14 protein-coding genes and 1 other annotated feature (1 of these 15 only partly in view) are annotated in these 17,915 nt (G+C 36.1%); all 14 genes read right to left on the reverse strand.

Going from position 1 to position 17,915, the window contains the following annotated elements; all coding sequences use genetic code 11:
- Positions 1-11: a binding site (T-box leader), on the reverse strand (it extends 190 nt beyond the left edge of the window).
- A gap of 1 nt (position 12) precedes the next feature.
- On the reverse strand, positions 13-1,470 hold the full coding sequence (gltX, locus tag IGI43_RS10135) for a glutamate--tRNA ligase (RefSeq protein ID WP_438757675.1): 1,458 nt from the start codon (positions 1,468-1,470) through the stop codon (positions 13-15).
- On the reverse strand, positions 1,467-1,958 hold the full coding sequence (gene ispF, locus IGI43_RS10140; RefSeq protein ID WP_438757676.1) for a 2-C-methyl-D-erythritol 2,4-cyclodiphosphate synthase: 492 nt from the start codon (positions 1,956-1,958) through the stop codon (positions 1,467-1,469). Before ispF ends, gltX begins: the two co-directional genes overlap by 4 nt.
- A gap of 8 nt (positions 1,959-1,966) precedes the next feature.
- Positions 1,967-2,692 carry a 2-C-methyl-D-erythritol 4-phosphate cytidylyltransferase gene (ispD, locus tag IGI43_RS10145; protein ID WP_438757677.1) on the reverse strand — a complete coding sequence of 242 codons (726 nt, stop codon included), beginning with the start codon at positions 2,690-2,692 and terminating at the stop codon, positions 1,967-1,969.
- Entirely contained in the window at positions 2,679-3,821 is a 1,143-nt protein-coding gene (locus IGI43_RS10150; protein ID WP_438757678.1) for a PIN/TRAM domain-containing protein, read from the reverse strand. The genes ispD and IGI43_RS10150 overlap by 14 nt, the downstream gene beginning before the upstream one ends.
- 86 nt (positions 3,822-3,907) lie before the next feature.
- On the reverse strand, positions 3,908-5,278 hold the full coding sequence (radA, locus tag IGI43_RS10155) for a DNA repair protein RadA (protein ID WP_438757679.1): 1,371 nt from the start codon (positions 5,276-5,278) through the stop codon (positions 3,908-3,910).
- A gap of 103 nt (positions 5,279-5,381) precedes the next feature.
- Positions 5,382-5,861, reverse strand: coding sequence for a dUTP diphosphatase (locus IGI43_RS10160; RefSeq protein WP_438757680.1), 480 nt, complete (start codon positions 5,859-5,861; stop codon positions 5,382-5,384).
- A 104-nt stretch (positions 5,862-5,965) separates the two neighbouring features.
- Positions 5,966-7,339 (reverse strand): hypothetical protein, encoded by a 1,374-nt coding sequence (locus IGI43_RS10165; RefSeq protein WP_438757681.1) that lies wholly within the window; start codon positions 7,337-7,339, stop codon positions 5,966-5,968.
- 602 nt (positions 7,340-7,941) lie between these two features.
- The gene (locus IGI43_RS10170) at positions 7,942-8,958 is read right to left on the reverse strand and encodes a linear amide C-N hydrolase (protein WP_438757682.1); all 1,017 of its coding nucleotides are present in this window, start codon (positions 8,956-8,958) and stop codon (positions 7,942-7,944) included.
- An 874-nt stretch (positions 8,959-9,832) separates the two neighbouring features.
- On the reverse strand, positions 9,833-12,157 hold the full coding sequence (locus tag IGI43_RS10175) for a BspA family leucine-rich repeat surface protein (protein ID WP_438757683.1): 2,325 nt from the start codon (positions 12,155-12,157) through the stop codon (positions 9,833-9,835).
- Positions 12,158-12,179: 22 nt separating this feature from the next.
- Positions 12,180-13,223, reverse strand: a complete 1,044-nt coding sequence (locus IGI43_RS10180; protein WP_438757684.1) for a DUF916 and DUF3324 domain-containing protein — start codon at positions 13,221-13,223, stop codon at positions 12,180-12,182.
- Between the two features lie 70 nt (positions 13,224-13,293).
- Positions 13,294-13,899: a hypothetical protein gene (locus IGI43_RS10185; RefSeq protein ID WP_438757686.1), complete on the reverse strand. Its 606-nt coding sequence runs from the start codon at positions 13,897-13,899 to the stop codon at positions 13,294-13,296.
- Between the two features lie 71 nt (positions 13,900-13,970).
- Complete coding sequence (locus tag IGI43_RS10190; RefSeq protein WP_438757687.1) at positions 13,971-14,552, reverse strand: hypothetical protein; 582 nt, start codon at positions 14,550-14,552, stop codon at positions 13,971-13,973.
- A complete protein-coding gene (locus IGI43_RS10195) occupies positions 14,552-14,902 on the reverse strand; it encodes an LPXTG cell wall anchor domain-containing protein (RefSeq protein WP_438757688.1) in 351 nt (116 codons plus the stop codon). Before IGI43_RS10195 ends, IGI43_RS10190 begins: the two co-directional genes overlap by 1 nt.
- Before the next feature lie 20 nt (positions 14,903-14,922).
- A complete protein-coding gene (locus IGI43_RS10200; RefSeq protein ID WP_438757689.1) occupies positions 14,923-17,904 on the reverse strand; it encodes a BspA family leucine-rich repeat surface protein in 2,982 nt (993 codons plus the stop codon).
- Positions 17,905-17,915: the final 11 nt, after the last annotated feature.

Below are 17,915 nucleotides of genomic sequence, written 5' to 3' on the forward strand. Positions count from 1 at the left end.
TAAATATTTCTATTATAAAACATTATTTAAATGATCTAGAGCTTTCTCTTTCCCTAAGAGTTCGATCGTATCACCTAATTCAGGTCCATGCATTTGTCCAGAAACAGCTACACGAATCGGCATAAATAAATTTTTTCCTTTTACGCCGGTTTCTTGTTGAACGGCTTTGATCGCCGCTTTAATACTTGGTACATCAACAACCTCCATCGCTTCTAGTTGTGCTTTAAAAGCGGATAAAACGGCTGGAACTGTCTCACCAGCTAATACTTCTTTAGCTGCATCATCTAAAACAGGATGTTCATTGAAGAACAACTCAGAGACATTGACGATTTCAGCTGCGTAACTCATTTGTGGTTGATATAAACTAACTACTTTTTTCAACCATTCTAATTTTTCATCGCTTGGTTGGGCTTCGATTTTACCTTCTGCTACTAAATAAGGAAGACACATATCTGTTAAGACATCTAAGTCTAATTGTTTCATATATTGGTTATTTACCCATTCAAGTTTCTTTCCATCAAAAGCTGCTGGAGATTTGCTTAAACGCTCTGGATCAAAGATTTTGATTAATTCTTCTTGTGTGAAGATTTCTTCTTCTCCCACAGGTGACCAGCCTAATAAAGCAGTAAAGTTAAACATCGCTTCTGGTAAATAACCAAGTTCACGATATTGTTCGATAAATTGTAAAATCGTTTCATCACGTTTACTTAATTTTTTACCTGTTTCAGAATTGATGATCAATGTCATATGACCAAATTCTGGTGCTTTCCAACCAAACGCTTCATAAACCATCAATTGTTTTGGCGTATTGGCGATGTGATCGTCCCCACGCAATACATGTGTGATTTTCATCATGTGATCATCCACTGCTACTGCAAAGTTATACGTTGGCATGCCATCGCGTTTTTGAATAACAAAGTCGCCGCCGATGTTATCTGTTTCAAAAACAATTTCGCCTTTGACTATATCTTCAAATGCAAAAGAAGTATTTCTCGGCACACGGAAACGAATAACTGGTTCAAGTCCTTGCGCTTCTTTTTCAGCTTGCTCAGAAGGTGTCAATTCTGCACATTTACCAGAATAATGAGGCATTTCGCCACGAGCACGTTGCGCTTCTCTTTCAGCTTCCAATTCTTCTTCTGTACAATAGCATTTATATGCACGGTTACTTACCAACAATTGATCGATCAAAGGTTGATAAATTTCACCTCGTTCTGATTGACGATAAGGACCATATTCACCTGGTTTTTCAGGAGACTCGTCCCAATCCATACCCAGCCATGCCAAATTTTCTAGTTGGCTTCTTTCACCGTCTGCAAGATTTCTTTTTAGATCAGTATCTTCGATTCGGATAATAAAATCGCCATTATTATGACGGGCAAATAAATAATTGAATAAAGCAGTTCTCGCATTTCCGATATGCAAGTGTCCAGTTGGACTTGGTGCGTAACGTACACGTACTTTTGTCATTGTGCATTCCTCTTTCTATTTTCAAGTAAAGCGACCGCAATCGCTCCCATACCTTCTTCTTGACCAATGAAACCCATTTTTTCCATCGTCGTTGCTTTTAAATTGATTTGATTTGTTTCAATTTGACAGGCTTTTGCAATGTTTTCTTTCATTTGTTCTAAATAAGGTTTCATTTTTGGCTGTTCAGCTAAAATTGTACAATCAATGTTGCCAATAGTAAAGCCATCAGCTAAAATTTTTTGATTTGCTTCATATAATAACTTAGTTGAATCTGCATCCTTAAATAATGGATCAGTATCTGGAAATAAATGACCGATATCTCCATGTCCTGCTGCACCTAAGAGTGCATCTGTGATCGCATGTAACAATACGTCAGCATCGGAGTGTCCTAACAGCCCCTTTTCAAAAGGCAACTCCACACCACCGATGATCAATTTACGTCCCTCAATCAATTGATGAACATCAAAACCTTGTCCAATTCGTATCATATTCTCACCTAGTTCCTTTTTCGTTTCACGATTGCTTCTCCGATCAGCATATCCTCTGGTGTAGTCAATTTGATATTTTCATAACTTCCTAACACCATCGAAACAGGTAAATAACTGTATTTTTCGATAAGTGATGCATCATCTGTTCCTAAATACCCTTCTTGCTGTGCCCGATCATGCACAGCAAGTAGATCCGCTCCGTAAAAGGCTTGAGGTGTTTGGATTTGCCATAATGTTTCACGTGGAACGGTTTCTTGGACGATTCCATCAACTACACGCTTGATCGTATCTTTAACTGGAACACCTAAAATAGCAGCTCTCGTTTCTTGTACTTTACGATGCAATAATTTCAGTTGTGTCAAGCTGACAAAAGGTCTTGCGCCATCATGGACCATCACAATATTTTCTAGATTAAAGACAGCCTGCAAACCACTATATACACTATATTGTCGCTCACAACCACCAGAAACAATCGTTACTGGGCATCTGTTGTTCTTGGCTTCTTTTTTAACCATCGCACGCAATAAATCTTGTTCACCTTCTTGTGTGACCAAGACAATATGTTTGCACGCCGGATCATTTAAGAAAGTATTCAGTGAATAAGAAATAACTGGCTTACCAATTAAATGTAGTAAAATCTTATTTCGTGTGGTACCCATCCTCTTACCATGGCCAGCCGCTAACAATATAACCTCATAATCCAGTGCTTCATTTCTTTTTTCAGTTTTTCTCATTAGCTTTAGTGTCTTCTTTACGGTCGTCAATCCCACGGCCTGAGTGAGCAGGTTTAGCAAAAATCATTCGACCGGCTGCTGTCTGTAAAGCACTCGTAACAACGACTTGAATATGTTCGTTCATGTAATGTTGTCCATCTTCGACTACGATCATCGTGCCATCATCTAAATACGCAACACCTTGCTGACGTTCTGTTCCAGCTTTTACAACCATTACGTTCATTGTTTCACCTGGAATTACAACAGGTTTTACGGCATTTGCTAAAGCATTGATGTTCAAAACGGGGACATTTTGGAATTCAGAAACTTTGTTTAAATTATAATCATTGGTTACAACTACACCATCCAACAATTTTGCCAACTTGATCAATTTACTGTCAACTTCTGAAATATCTTCAAAATCACCTTCATACATTTCAACTGAAATACCTTCTTCTTTTTGCAATGCATTTAAGATATCCAATCCACGGCGACCTCGAACACGTTTTAAGCTATCGCCCGAATCCGCAATATATTGCAGCTCATACAATACAAAATTCGGAATCAAAATAACGCCTTCCAAAAATCCAGTTTTGGCAATATCATAGATTCTGCCGTCAATGATCACACTTGTATCTAAAATTTTATACTTATGAAAATGATCTTCTACTCGACGCTCTAGAACTTCTCCTTCATTTTCAGTTGGTACTTTCTTTTGCCTAGGAGTAAAAATTTTGCGCCATTCATCAATTCGAGTTGTCCCCATACGAAATCCTAAGTAACCGAAAATGATCATGACAAGAATCGGCAAGACACTATTAACAAATGGGATATTCAAATTGTACATTGGAATCGAAATGATCACTCCAATGACCAAACCCAGAATAGCACCGATGCTGCCAAATAATAAATAAGTTAAGCTCATTTCGTTTAATGTTGCTTCTAATTTTTTTACACCTGAAACAATATACTTTGCTAACCCTAACGATAAAATAAAGAAAATAAGTGCACCAATCAAACTATTCGTAAAGTTATTGTTCAGCCATGTGTTATCTGCCTGATTCGCCATGTCCCAAGCCATCGGTAACAATGAGATACCTAAGCTTACGCCAACGACGACCATCAGCAATGTGACGACGCGTTTTTGCATAGATTTATCCTCCAATATGATCATACTTATTTAAAGATTAAAAGAAGAGATCGACCCTACTTTTTTGATGATCTCTTACTTCCATCTTATTTGAATACTTTTCTTAGTGTTTCTCCGATTGTGGCTACTCCAATAATCTCGATTCCCTCCGGCGGAGTCCAACCACCTAAATTATTTTTCGGTAAATAAATCTTTGTAAAACCTAGTTTCTGTGCTTCACGTACCCGTTGCTCGATACTGTTCACGCGACGAATCTCACCTGTTAAACCAATTTCTCCGATAAAACATTCCGTTGGTTTGGTCCCATTTTCTTTATAGCTTGAAGCAATACTGACAGCTACCGCTAAGTCAATGGCCGGTTCGTTGATTTTCACACCGCCAGCTGCTTTTAAATAAGCATCTTGATTTTGCAATAGTAGTCCGGCACGCTTTTCCAAGACTGCCATAATCAATGAAACACGGTTAAAATCTAATCCCGTTGTTGTGCGCTTTGCATTCCCAAACATTGTTGGCGTTATCAATGCTTGGACCTCAACTAAAATCGGACGTGTCCCCTCCATCGCCACAACGATCGCGGACCCTGTAGCATCCGCCAGTCGCTCTTCCAAAAATACTTGAGAAGGATTTGCGACTTCTTCTAATCCATGCTCCCGCATTTCAAAGATGCCAATCTCATTGGTCGAGCCGAAACGATTTTTCACTGCTCTTAATATTCTGAAGGTATGGTGCTTATCTCCTTCAAAATACAAGACAGTATCCACCATATGTTCGAGCATACGAGGACCTGCAATAGAACCTTCTTTTGTCACATGACCGACGATAAAGATCGCAATACCATTGGTTTTAGCGATTTTCAATAGTTCAGCCGTTGTCTCTCGTACTTGACTGACACTTCCGGCCACACTGGTTACGTCTGGTTGTGTCATCGTTTGAATAGAGTCAATGATTACATAATCAGGTTCTAATTTCTCGATTGCACGACTTATCTCATTCATATCCGTCTCAGCGTATAAATAGAATTCAGTATCGATCGAACTTAAACGCTCGGCACGCATTTTGATTTGTTCCGCACTTTCTTCACCTGAAACGTATAAAACTTTACCACCGATTTCAGCAAGTTGTTGTGATACTTGTAAAAGCAGTGTTGATTTACCAATTCCAGGATCGCCACCGATCAAAACTAATGATCCAGGAACGACACCGCCACCTAACACACGGTTTAGCTCCACTAATTTGGTTTTTACTCTTGGTTCTTTCTTAGGAACGACTTCGGCTAAACGCTGCGGCTGGGTCTTTTTACCAGTTAAACTAACTCTGGCACGTCGATCCTTCGTATCTTGAATAATTTCTTCTGTCATTGTGTTCCACTGCCCACAATTTGGACAACGACCTAAATATTTAGGGGAGATATATCCGCACGTTTGACACTCAAATTGAACTTTTGCTTTTTTTGCCATATGCTATCCCCTCGTTTTGATGTATTCTTTATTTTACCATAGTATAGGTCTCTTAGACTAAGACTTCCCTCTATAAAATACGCACTTCTTCACTACTATTTTTTTATTTTTTGCCTGAAGAGCCAAAACCACCTGTACGTTCATTTTCTACGTCATCAATATCCGCCAAAAGAAATGGTTTAAAAATTCCCTGACCGATTCTTTCACCCTTTTCGATGATCATCTCTTCATAGCCGAAATTCAAAAATTGAAACATTATATGGCCTTCATTACCTTCGTTATTATAATAATCGCGATCAATCACACCAACGCCATTTGCTAACATTAAAAAACGTTTTAATGGGTTTGATGAACGACTCACTAATTCTAAATATTCATTTTCAGCCATGTAAGCTTTGATTCCTGTTTTTACTAAAACAGGTTTTGGTGCTACACCTTGTGCTTGTAATTGCCAAATACTTGGAACCACTACTGTTTCTGCTGCTTCAAAATCGTAACCTGCAGCGCCAGTTGTAGCACGCTCAGGAAGCGAAATCCCTTGGTCTGTATACTTAGTGATAATTTCAAATCCTCGTTGTTTCATCAAAAATCTCCTCTACTTGTAAACTATTTCTATTTTAACATACTACACTGATTTCTATCCTATTTTTACAGTATCTTTACTATTATCTTCTGTTTTTTTAATGTTTACATATCATTTGAACTCATTTTATTTCCCTTTAAAACTTCATAAATGATAAATGAAAAAAATAACATCAATCCAACAATACTGATTATATGAACATGTTCTACTAACTGTAAAGCCATCGGGTTATGCGTCTTATGAGCTGTGATTTGTAGTACTGTTTTGGCTGGTAGTTGTGCTTGTTTAGTCAACAACCACAGAATACTCATCAATAATAACTGATGGCTCACGCTCCCTTTGGTTTGGGTGCTATACTTGGCAATGATTCGCTGATCTTGCGGTAAAATCTTCTCTTGATAGTACTGTTGATTCAAAAAAGTACCAGTGGCACTGATTAGACAACTTAGCAGAAAGATTCCAATTGGGAAAAGCGGTCGAAAAAATAGTAAAAATAACGCCAAGATAAATCCACCCAGATGAACAATTTTAGGATCAACTTTAGGGAATAGGCGATACAAACAATTAATCACAACTGCTGCACCAACAATTCCTAAAACATAAGGAACATATAAATTGGCTGTAAGACGATCGATTCCTAACCGTAATGATACATAAAACGTGCCAAAAAGCAGTAAAAAATTCATACACATTCCATTAGCAAATGTCATTAGATTTAACCATAATGGCAATCTCCATATTTTTCTTTGTTGATTCAAATACCACGCCGCAATCAAAAAAAGAGCAGAAAATCCGATAATACCTATATCCAAAAGCTGAGGCGCTAATAATAGACGCGCAGAGCGTATAAATAACAATAATACAAAGAAAAACAGAAATAAAAAGAACTCTTTGATCGATATCACTTGTTGGTCGACTTCATTAAAGTCGATTTCATAGTCAGGATAATGCGTAACCGTATGATAAGCTGCGATATACAACAAAGCATACTCGGCTAAAACTAAAGGGATCCGTAATTCTTTTGTCAGCATCAACGAAGCAATTAATCCACCTAATATCACTAGGATAAATAAGTATTTTCTACCAGTCAAAGCAGAATATCCCTGCTGTTTTTCATGATAATTAACGGTAGTATTTGCAGCTGGCAGCCAAGAGGCGCTCAGTCCTAGCAAGACTGCTGAAAAAAGATAAGTTGGAAAATAAAATTGCCCAAGCATACCGATCAAACAACCAGCACCTCCTATCAAAATTGAAATGATCAGAATATTAAAACTTGTTAATGCTAATTTGAAACTTTTTAACAGGAATATTCCTGTCATTCTAAATGTATAAAACAAGACAAACGGCAAAACCTTTTCCATCGTTTCACCATCACTTAAACTCAGAAATAAAAAGTACGGGATAAAAATAATGGTATTAGATAAAATAAACGGTGCCACTTGTAGACTGTTTCGAGCTAATTCTTTTAGTTTAGACATTGATTGATCTCCTTTGAAACGGTTTGATATGTATGTATTTTATCACGTTCGTTGGGAAAGAGGAATCGTTGGTTAGATATCCACTTTTGTTCTACAACCTAATTATTTCTCTGGATAACTTTGGCATACTTTTAAACATATTTTTTGTAGATACACAAATGAAAGCCTATAACCTTTTTCCTAATAAATTCTACTTTTCATTACATATTATTTTATCTGGCCTATTGGATGCGTCAAAAATTATCTTTTATGTACGCCTCATATCGAAAATGCTATTTCTCTTTATCTGTTATAGATGATTTTGTCCCTCATTTAAGCTAGTCGTATATATTTTTCAAATACAACTATTTTTGTATATAAAGAGGCTAGGACTTAACTCTACGAGCAATATCCTAGCCTTAATAAATTCGAATAAACGGTAGGCGCAGAAGCAAATTCTTCGGAAATGAGTTGAGATTCACAAAAATTTGAAGAATAATTTTCATGAATCCCCTCTTATTTCTCAGCGTTAGACGCTTTCGTCCCAACTTTTTAACTCTTTATAATAATATTAATTACAAAATTTATATAAGGTGAGTACCTAATTCTTTTATTTATATTAATTATACTACGAAAACATGATTACTTAATTGAATATCATTGTATGTGATTTCAGTCAATGTTTTATCCATGACTTTAGATGTAATAGCCAATCCTTCACCAGATTGGACGTAAACCGTTCGGTTAGTAACATCATAACCAGACCAGTAACGTGTGTAATCTGTGATTTGTTCTTCTTTCTTCGCATGTTCTAATCCACGTGGGATAATCAATGGCCTAAAAATTGCATATAAAGTATTTATACCTTTGTCTGTATCAAAAGTATCAATCATATTTTTATAAATGAAGCTACGTATAAAACGTGATGGAGAGGTATAATCTCCTGGAATACCTAATAATCCATAGCCTGTTCCATTTTCGATAGGTTGTAATGCTAATGTTTTATTGAATACTTTTTCAGATACCCCTACGTTTTCAAGTCCAATATAATTTCTGATGTTTACTGTGTGATAATTGTATTCTGGACTGTTTGTCATCACATCAATATAGTCATATAATTTAAACCCACCAGCGAGTACAGGTTCAAGAACGACACCATCACCTGTTTCATCAATAAACACATAATGCAGTGGAAATTGTAACTTAGTTCCTTGATATTCAAAAGGCTGGTCAATCAACATTAATTCTGTATATATTTCTCTAATTTCTTTTACACTTTTAAAATTTGTTAAAATATACATAAGAAATTCTTCCCCTATAACTGGAGTTTTTCTTTGTACTTTAATTTCGGCCATATTACTTCTCGTCGCTTCAACTAATACTTGACAATCTCCTGTCAAACCATGTTCATTGATACCATCGTATAGTATTGTAGTGTCTTTGGTAGATACTCCTAACACGGCGTATCTACTCTCCCATGGTTGTAATTGACTATCCAAAGTCACACCTTTTGGTATAGAAACTAATTTTACGTTAAGATCTATTCCTTGATCTTCACCAAACATAGACATATTCAAGTCCATAGTACGCCCAAAAAAGATATCTTTATTTTTTGCTGTTAATTTAATATTTGTACACATTCTAAACATCCTTTCTTATTTTAGCATAACATGATATAAATTTTTTTAGAGATTTATTATATATTAAATAAAATTGAAACTGTATTCTATTAAAAATTATAGTATTATTTACATAAGGATACAACCTTTCTAAACCATAAACTCATATGGCACTCTATAAATAACAATTATTTTTGCACAAAAGAAAGACTATTTATGCAAAATAGTCTTTCCAAAATCCGAAGAACATATGAACAGTTTGTCCTGACTTCATCTATTTTTAATTGAGAAAGTTGTCAATTTTGATTTCTATTAAAAAATCTCCGATAAGTTAATTAGCAAAACTATCTAATTTTCTTCTCTTACTTATCAAAAACTCTTTTTACTGATTTTCCAAATCAAATATTGAGTGATCCTTCTATTATATCGTACATATCACGAAGTATTTTTGTATATTAACTCAAAGCTACACCTTCCTGAACATTCCAAGCAGTCCGTGTTAGCAAATTTGAAACACTATATTCTATCATCATTTTTTTGTCAGGCACTGATGGTTTAACACAAATCTGAATATATTTCTAACCAATCAAGGTGTAAAACATCAATAAAAAAATGTTCAATTTAGCCTTAAAAATAACAGATTTACTCAGATTTTACCAATCCCTCTTAAAGAATCCGAATGATTTTCGAGAAAAGGATCAAATGATTCGCAAATAAGATGGAATTCACAAAATTTTTAAGAACAATTTTTGTGAATCCCATCTTATTTCTCGGAGTTAAACACTTCTGCCTCAACCTTATTTAAGCTTATTTTACTTTCATTTTTTATTGTATTTTTACTCTATTCCAACTATTACGCTTTAGACTGATACTTTTTCACTAATCTCTTGTTTCTTTAATTAGCGGCAGCTGTGTTATATAGCTGATACTGAATGGTACCTTTCAATGTAGTTCCAGCGTTCAATTGATGGTTCACATCAACAAATTGAATCGAGGCACTGGTAACAGGAGTTTGAATAGAACCAATATTGGATTCAAGTGTTTTCGCGTTAGGTGCTTGTGCTAAAATAACACCTGGAGCTCCAGTTCCTGCTAACTCTGTTTGATTCACTTTGAAACTAGAAACCGAAAAAACCTTTGGAGTTGCTTCAGTAGTCGTTAATTGATTATTAAGTAGCTTTGCTCGCACAGACCATTCTCGGTCTAATCGATCATTTTTTACCACTATATCTTGCCCAGTTGGTAAAATTTGAGATAATGTGTAGTTTTCCCGTTGAATACTCGTCGTGAACGAAAAAGCGGAAGGAACCGTACTTAATACTAGCTCAGTTTGAGTGGTATCTTTCGGATTCAATGTATCTACTGTTGTTTCCCAGATATATGTTCCTGGATTTGAACCATCGTATCCAGCCATAAATTGCGTAGTAGTCCCTACTGTGTTTCCATCTTTTTTTCGCCAATTTCCGTTGTAGGTTGCATTAGGCGTGATAGCTGGCAAAGAAACTGTATTCATTGGGTCTTTAAATGTTTCTGGTAACGTTAATTCCCTCAAGCTCGTCGTATTACTTAACATATTATTTTTTGTTGTTGCTTTCGAAAAATCAAAACTGCTTAAATTCAATGTTGTAAGGTCTTTATGTCCCCAAAACATCTCTGTAAAATTAGTTACTTTACTTGTCGAAAATTTACTGACATCAATACTTGATAGATGGTAAATTGCTGTAAACATCATCTGCATATTTGTAACTTTAGATGTATCAAACGATGATACATCTAAAGTAGTTAAAGGAGTTTTTGCGTAAAACCCTGCATAAGCAAACATATAGGCCATATTTATGGTATTTTCTGTATTTAAATGCGTCAATCCTTCAATTGCTTCTAAATACCATAGATTACTGTTTTCATTTGTTGGAACACTGTTTCCACAACTCCAACCAGGCGCTCCAAATAAATTCCTAGAATCTACTGGCGCAATTACTGTCTGTGTAAAAATAATTTTCTTGATTGAAGAACTTGCTATTTTAAATTTATCCGTTCGATTCCAAGGGGAGGTCGTATAATCGCCTAGCGTCCCACCGCCAGTAAATGTTAACGTTCCTGTAACACCATCAAAATCCCACGGAACATCTCCCCACACTTTTGTCGATTGCCATATATACGTACCCGGTTTCGTCCCATTATAAGTTTTCATATAATTCGACGAAGAACCTACATTTTCGCCAGTTACTTTATTTGCCCAATTACCCGAATAGGCAGAAGAAGCTGTTATATTTGGTAATTCAGAAGTATACCCTGTATCTCTAAAAGAAATCGGTAATGTAAGCTCATATACAGAAGTTAGTTCACTAAAAATACCAACAATATTTATCGCTTTCGAAAAATCAAAACTACTTAAATCAAGCGATGAAACCTTATTCATGGCCCAAAACATATTTTGAAAGTTAGTGACTTGACCTGTGTTGAAAGAAGAAACATTTATCATCTTTAGATTTTTCATTCCTCCAAGCATCATCTGCATATTCGTTACTTTACTAGTATTAAAAGAGGATACATCTAATGATGTCAATGGCCTATTCGAATAGTAACCCGCATAGGCAAACATATAAGCCATATTCGTAGCATTAGACGTATCCAAAAAATCTAAATGTTCAAAAGACTCCAAATAGAGTAACTTATTTTCAGGATTCGCTGGACCACTACCACTCCAGCCTAGACCACCAAACAAATATCCAGAATTGTTTGGTGCTAATGTCTTCTGGGTAAAAACGATTTTTTTAATTGCTGAACTTGAAATTTTCATACTATCCGTTCGATTCCACGGTGATGTTTTGTACTCGCCTAACGTTCCTCCAGAAGTAAAACTTAATACCCCTGTCCCATCATCAAACGCCCAATTAACATTTCCCCATGTAGCTGACTTTATCGCTCTTGATTGTGTTCGCTCTATACTTTGCTCTTTTACTGGTTCATCACTACTCGTTGATTCTTCTGTCTCCGTATTACTTTCCTCTGAGGATACGCTTATGATAGACTCTTGTTCTACTGTAGAATCCGTTGAATATTCTTTTGATAACTCAGTCGTATTTTCTTCTATTTCTTGTTCTGATGAAGTAATAGGTTCCGCAAATACAGAAAAAATATCAGTAGAAAAAATGATCTCAATACTTAGTAGTGTTATGATAATAACTCCCAAACATCGCAGTACTCTTTTTTTTGACATTGGCGACCCTCTCTTTAATTATTTATTCTTTTTCTGTGTCTTTAGATTGTTTTTCAGTGCTGTTTTTCTTCTTTTTCCAATAATAAAACCTAAGAAGAACGAATATCACAATAATTCCACCAACTATAAATATCCAAGGAAATGGTGCTTCTTTTCCTTGATCAATCGTCACCTGATTGATAGCGTTCGCTTCTTTTGTAGTGATTTCAAAATCTTTGTCAAAGATCCAGCGATTCTCTTTGGCATCTGATACTGTTAAGTGCAAAGTATAGTTTCCAGCTTCTAATCGCTGTTTCCCATATTCGATTGCAAATGGATAAATTGAATTAGGCGCTAACTCCATACCAGCATCGTATTTTTTCTTAAATACTTCTTTTGTCGTCTCCTTCTCAACTATTTTCGCCTCATAAACCAAATGACCAATAGCATCCATAGTTGGGTTTTTAACTGTTGCAACAATAGATGGTTGTCCAAATTTTGCTTCTGGCTGAACATCGATTAACTCTACCTTTCGCGAGACAGACACATCGGTTTCTGTCAGTTTTAAACCTAATATGTAACCATAACTATTGGTTATCTGTTGAGTAGTTTTGTCTGATTCTTGATGCTTATTCACTTGAATACCTGCCAACATTTGCCCGTCAAATTTCTTTTCTGGCATATGTATCATAATCGGCACATCTACAGAAGCATGCGCATCTACACTCACACTTTTTTCGTATGTTAGTAAGTCACTGATTGCAACGGGATAAGTGTTTTTTTCGACTTCTTTTGCATCTTGATAGTCAATAAATCCTTGCTCATTGGTATACGCTTGATTCACTTGCATATCAAACGTGCTCTTTTCATTTGAAGTATTATTGATTCGTACATTGATTGTTTGTTCTTGTCCCGGAAGCATTCGTAAATCAAAATAACTTCGATCAGTAGTTACCTGATTCTCTACTGGGATCATTTGAATGTTAAATCCAACTTCTCCTGATTCTGCAGCATTTACAGGATTTGCTATAAGCAGGGTAATAAATCCTAAAATCAAAAAACTTATATTTCGGTAGTAATTTATCATCGTTTTCTCTCCAATAAAAAACTACAGGAAAAAGAAAGTTTCCTGTTCCTGTAGTTCCATATTTTTTTAATTAATTAGCAGTGACTGTATTATATAATTGATAAGAGATTGTCCCAGTTAGAACATCACCTGCTTTTAATACATTGTTTTGATCTGTAAACCCAATAGAAGTCGTTGTAACCGGTGTATCGATTTGTCCTGTATTGTTTGCAGCAGTTGGTGTCGCATTAGATTTTGCAACGATTCCGGTCGCACCTGTCCCTACTAATACCGCATTATTTACTTTAAAATCTGTTACTGCAAACGTATCAGTCCCACGAACGATGTGATTATCTTTTACTGTAGCTTTAACAGACCACTTACGCGTTGAACGATCATTAAACACACTCACATTTTGATCAGTCAATGTACCATTGACTGCATATGCCTTATTTTGGACTACTGTTTCAAAGTTATATGCCGCTGGTACGGCTTCTAATGTCAATAATTTTTGATCTGGATCAGTCGGATCTAATGGATCTGTTTCTTCTGTATCATCACTGTCTTGAATCGTTACAGTTGCTGGCGTTTCTTTTGTTTGACCAACTACTGTTTCTGCTGATGCTGATGTTGCCGCGATTCCTCCAAAAACGATTGTTGTAAGTGCTGCAATTCCTAATAATTGTACGTATTTCATTTGTATCTTCCCCCGATAATATTTTTTTTATATAGTAAATATAGTTTCCTATACAAACTCACATTTTCCCCTTACGGTATTTCCGGTAAGGCAGTTAATTGAACCTGTTGAATCGCTTTATACGTCCCTGCTGTCGCTGTTTTTGGTATAACCAGCGACACTTTTTCCTTCGGTATGCGGTATTCATATGTTGTATGTGTCGTGTCTTCCACATGAACGACTGTTTGACTCGTCGTTTGAAGGACTGCTTTTTTAGCATTATATCCAGAAGAATCCAAAGTGGTTTTTTCTGATTGTAACTGTCCTTTATCAAGCGTTATTCGTTGGTCGGGTAATGCTGCTTTCTCACTTGTCAAGAGACTCAGCTGGACCCGTAATTCCCAAGGAGAACGCGCATTACTCCGTTGGTCTTTCACGCCAATGACCCAATCGTTTGTAGGGTGGATCACTTGCTCACTTTCTGTCACTTCTCTAGTTGAAAAAGTAGGAATAGTGACATTAGTTAACGCCAATGTTTTTTCTGCAATCGTAATTTGAATCGGGGTGCTTTTTTCTGCAGGTGATACTTCCTCTGCCTGCACACCAGTTGCTGCAAGTAAACTCAAACCTATGACAAATCCTACTCCAATGAAAGAGGACCATTTTTTGTTCATTAGTGTTCCTCCCTTTGTTTTTTCTTACGTAAAGCGACTAGACAAAGACTCCCTAACAGGAGAGCTCCTATCCCAACCAGTCCTATACTCGCTTGTTCATTGGTTGATGGAAAACGTCCTTTTGGTTTCGTACTTCCTGTAGAAGATCCTGTGGCTTCTTTGCTTAGGGTACTTTTCGTTTCTCCTGTAGATGTTTGCGTTCCTTTTTTAGGTATCAAGGTCAACGTTACTTCTTGTTCATTTATATCTCTGACTGTAGCTTCTTCTGCTTCACCAGTCATTCTTCCAACAGTGAACAAGCTTCCACAAAGAATCAATCCAACAATCCCTTGAATCCAACGCTTTTTCATTTAATCAACTCCTTTCTTTTTTATTCAGCAATTGCTGTATTGTATAATTGATATCGAATTACGCCACTTAACTGTGTATCTGCTTTTAATGTATGATCCTCATCTGAGAATAAAATTGAAGCAACTGAAACATCTTTTTGGATCGTTCCTACATTATTTTCCGTTGTTTTATCTGAAACTGATTGTGCCACAATACCCGTTGCTCCTGTTCCTAATAAAGGACTGTCATCTATCATAAATTGTATCAACGAATAGGTTGTTCGTTGTTTGTTAGTTGCAGTGAACTGATTATCTACAACATTGGCCTTAACAGACCACTCACGTTCCATTCGATCATTTTTCACATTAATTTGTTGGCCATTAGGTAAGTTATCTTTCAATATATACGTTCCTTGTTTTAGTTTACTTTTAAATGTAAAAGCACTTGGTACACTTTCTAACACTAACGCAGTCTGTGTTGGATCATTGGGATCTAGTGTATCTCCTGCCGACTCCCAAGTATAAGTTCCAGGATCAGAACCGTCGTAATTTTTTAAGAAATCATCACTTGAGCCGACAATTTCCCCGTTTTCTTTTTGCCAATTACCTGTATACACATCTGTCGGAACGATTGTTGGTAGTCCCGAAGTATTTGTTGGATCTTTAAATGTTTCACTCAGTGTTAAGCGACTGAGCAATGCATCTTGTGTAAATATATCTGTTATATCCTTTACTTGACGCATATCAAACGACGATAAATCTAAGGAGGTCAAACTGGTCATCATCATAAACATTTGTCCCATATCCATGACGTTACCGGTATCAAAGTGAGACACATCTATGGAAGATAGATTCGAATTCATTAAAAACATACTATTCATGTTGGTCACTTGACTGGTCTCAAATCCTGTAATATCCAATGTCTTTAATCCATCTGCTCCAGCAAACATTGCCTGCATATTTGTCACATTACTTGTATCAAATGACGACAAATCAAGTACCGTTAATGAGTGATTGATCAATGATAGATCGTTTCCGAATATTGGTATAAGCATAAACATAAATGACATATCTGTTACTTGACTTGTGTTAAACGAAGAAACATCTAGCAGACGCAATTCGGTCTGTCCAGCGAACATTCCAGACATATCTGTTACTTGACTTGTATCAAATGAGGATAACTCCAAAGTCTCAATTTTCCCCGAAACAACAGCAGATTGAAACATTCCAGACATATTCGTGACTTGACTTGTATCAAAATGAGACAAATTTAGTTCTTTTAAGCTATCTAAATGTGAAAACATACTATTCATATTTGTGACTTGACTCGTATTTAATAACGATAATCCTTCGATCGAAGTAACAGCACTTAAATTGCCAGGTTTATCCATATCATATACGTCAATAGAAAATAAATATGACGAATCAGCAGGGGCATTTACTGCCTGTGTAAAAATAATTTTCTTGATTGAAGAGCTCGAAATTTTCAACTTATCTTCTCGATTCCACGGAGAGGTTGTGTAGTCGCCTAGCGTTCCTCCACCAGTAAACGCCAAAATACCACTTGTGCTATCAAAGCTGTAAGGAACATCTCCCCATACTTGTTGATTATCTGTTTCCCAGACATAAGTTCCAGGGTTTGATCCATCATAGTTTTTTAAAAACTCACTAGTAGGGCCTACACTGATGCCATCTTTTTTCTTCCAGTTACCAATATATCCATTTGTAGTTGGTACATTGGGTAATACTGACTGATTATTGGGATCAGAGAATGTTGCGCTTAATGTCAATGAACTTAAACTCGTATCCCCATCAAACATTGCCGCAGTATCAAAGCTACTAACAAAAGAAAAAGAAGATAAATCTAAGGAAGTCAACTTACTCATCCCTTGAAACATCTGAGAAAATGAGGTTACTTGACTCGTATCAAATGATGATACATCTAAACTTGTCAGATTATTCAAGCCAGTAAATAGGCCTGCCATTGTAGTTACACCACTTGTATCAAATGATGATACATTCAAATAGGTCATCACATGATCTTTTCTTGTATCATTGCTTTGAAACATGTAATCCATATTCCACACTTGACTCGTATTGAAACTTTTTAAATCTAATGATTTTAATTTGTTTAAACCAAAAAACATAAAGTCCATCTCAAATACTAGGCTCGTATCAAATGATGATACATCCAATGTTTCCAATTGACTATCAGCAGTACCTACCGTAAACATATGACTCATCGAATAGACTTGACTTGTATCAAAATTAGACAAGTCTAAGGATTTCAATGCAGGCATCTCTGCAAACATTTCTCTCATACTATTGGATTGACTCGTATCAAATGACGATACATCCAGCTCTGTGATGCTAGAAACACCACTAAACATACTTCCCATATTGGTAACACGACTCGTATCTAAATGACTGACATCTAAACTAGTTAATTTGCCTAATAACCAAAACATTTGACCCATGTTTGTCACTTGACTCGTATCTAAATAGGAAAGATTCTCAAAACTCGTCAAGTTATTTAAATAACGACCTTGATACCCAAACAAACTAAAAGAATTTACAGGCGCAGTTATTTTTTCGGTAAAAACAATTTTAACAATGGCGTCGTTATTAAGTTCACCATTCACCCGCCAAGGTGACGTCGTAGATTCTCCTAACGTTCCTCCACCAGTAAACGTCAACGTTCCCGTCTCAGATTCAAAAAACCAGGGAACCGTTCCCCATGTGCCTGTAGTTGTTGCACGAGTAAGAGATTGTTGTTCTTTTTTCGTAGTCTTCGTGCCACTTTTTTCTGATTTTTCTATCGATGTATTAGTTTCTGATGAATAAAAATTAGAAAATTCAGACAATTCTTCCTTCTCTAACACAGCTGGTATTTTTTCTTCTTTTTGTGAAGAGTTTACCGTTTTTTCTGTCGAAGAGGTTCGTGTTTCTGCAACAGCAAATGATACTCCTGTAGTCAAAAACGAACTTCCTCCTATGATTAAAACCGCCAGAATACTAGCCATTTTGTATCTCC

The organism is Enterococcus sp. AZ126 (genome assembly GCF_051714545.1).
Classification (GTDB): Bacteria; Bacillota; Bacilli; order Lactobacillales; family Enterococcaceae; genus Enterococcus_L.

What these genes read in the sequence shown, in the direction of transcription:
- IGI43_RS10190 (WP_438757687.1), bottom strand. Translation starts at nt 14,552, where the DNA reads ATGAACAAAAAATGGTCCTCTTTCATTGGAGTAGGATTTGTCATAGGT.
- ispD (WP_438757677.1), bottom strand. Translation starts at nt 2,692, where the DNA reads ATGAGAAAAACTGAAAAAAGAAATGAAGCACTGGATTATGAGGTTATA.
- gltX (WP_438757675.1), bottom strand. Translation starts at nt 1,470, where the DNA reads ATGACAAAAGTACGTGTACGTTACGCACCAAGTCCAACTGGACACTTG.
- radA (WP_438757679.1), bottom strand. Translation starts at nt 5,278, where the DNA reads ATGGCAAAAAAAGCAAAAGTTCAATTTGAGTGTCAAACGTGCGGATAT.
- IGI43_RS10200 (WP_438757689.1), bottom strand. Translation starts at nt 17,904, where the DNA reads ATGGCTAGTATTCTGGCGGTTTTAATCATAGGAGGAAGTTCGTTTTTG.
- IGI43_RS10165 (WP_438757681.1), bottom strand. Translation starts at nt 7,339, where the DNA reads ATGTCTAAACTAAAAGAATTAGCTCGAAACAGTCTACAAGTGGCACCG.
- IGI43_RS10185 (WP_438757686.1), bottom strand. Translation starts at nt 13,899, where the DNA reads ATGAAATACGTACAATTATTAGGAATTGCAGCACTTACAACAATCGTT.
- IGI43_RS10180 (WP_438757684.1), bottom strand. Translation starts at nt 13,223, where the DNA reads ATGATAAATTACTACCGAAATATAAGTTTTTTGATTTTAGGATTTATT.
- ispF (WP_438757676.1), bottom strand. Translation starts at nt 1,958, where the DNA reads ATGATACGAATTGGACAAGGTTTTGATGTTCATCAATTGATTGAGGGA.
- IGI43_RS10175 (WP_438757683.1), bottom strand. Translation starts at nt 12,157, where the DNA reads ATGTCAAAAAAAAGAGTACTGCGATGTTTGGGAGTTATTATCATAACA.
- IGI43_RS10170 (WP_438757682.1), bottom strand. Translation starts at nt 8,958, where the DNA reads ATGTGTACAAATATTAAATTAACAGCAAAAAATAAAGATATCTTTTTT.
- IGI43_RS10195 (WP_438757688.1), bottom strand. Translation starts at nt 14,902, where the DNA reads ATGAAAAAGCGTTGGATTCAAGGGATTGTTGGATTGATTCTTTGTGGA.
- IGI43_RS10150 (WP_438757678.1), bottom strand. Translation starts at nt 3,821, where the DNA reads ATGCAAAAACGCGTCGTCACATTGCTGATGGTCGTCGTTGGCGTAAGC.
- IGI43_RS10160 (WP_438757680.1), bottom strand. Translation starts at nt 5,861, where the DNA reads ATGAAACAACGAGGATTTGAAATTATCACTAAGTATACAGACCAAGGG.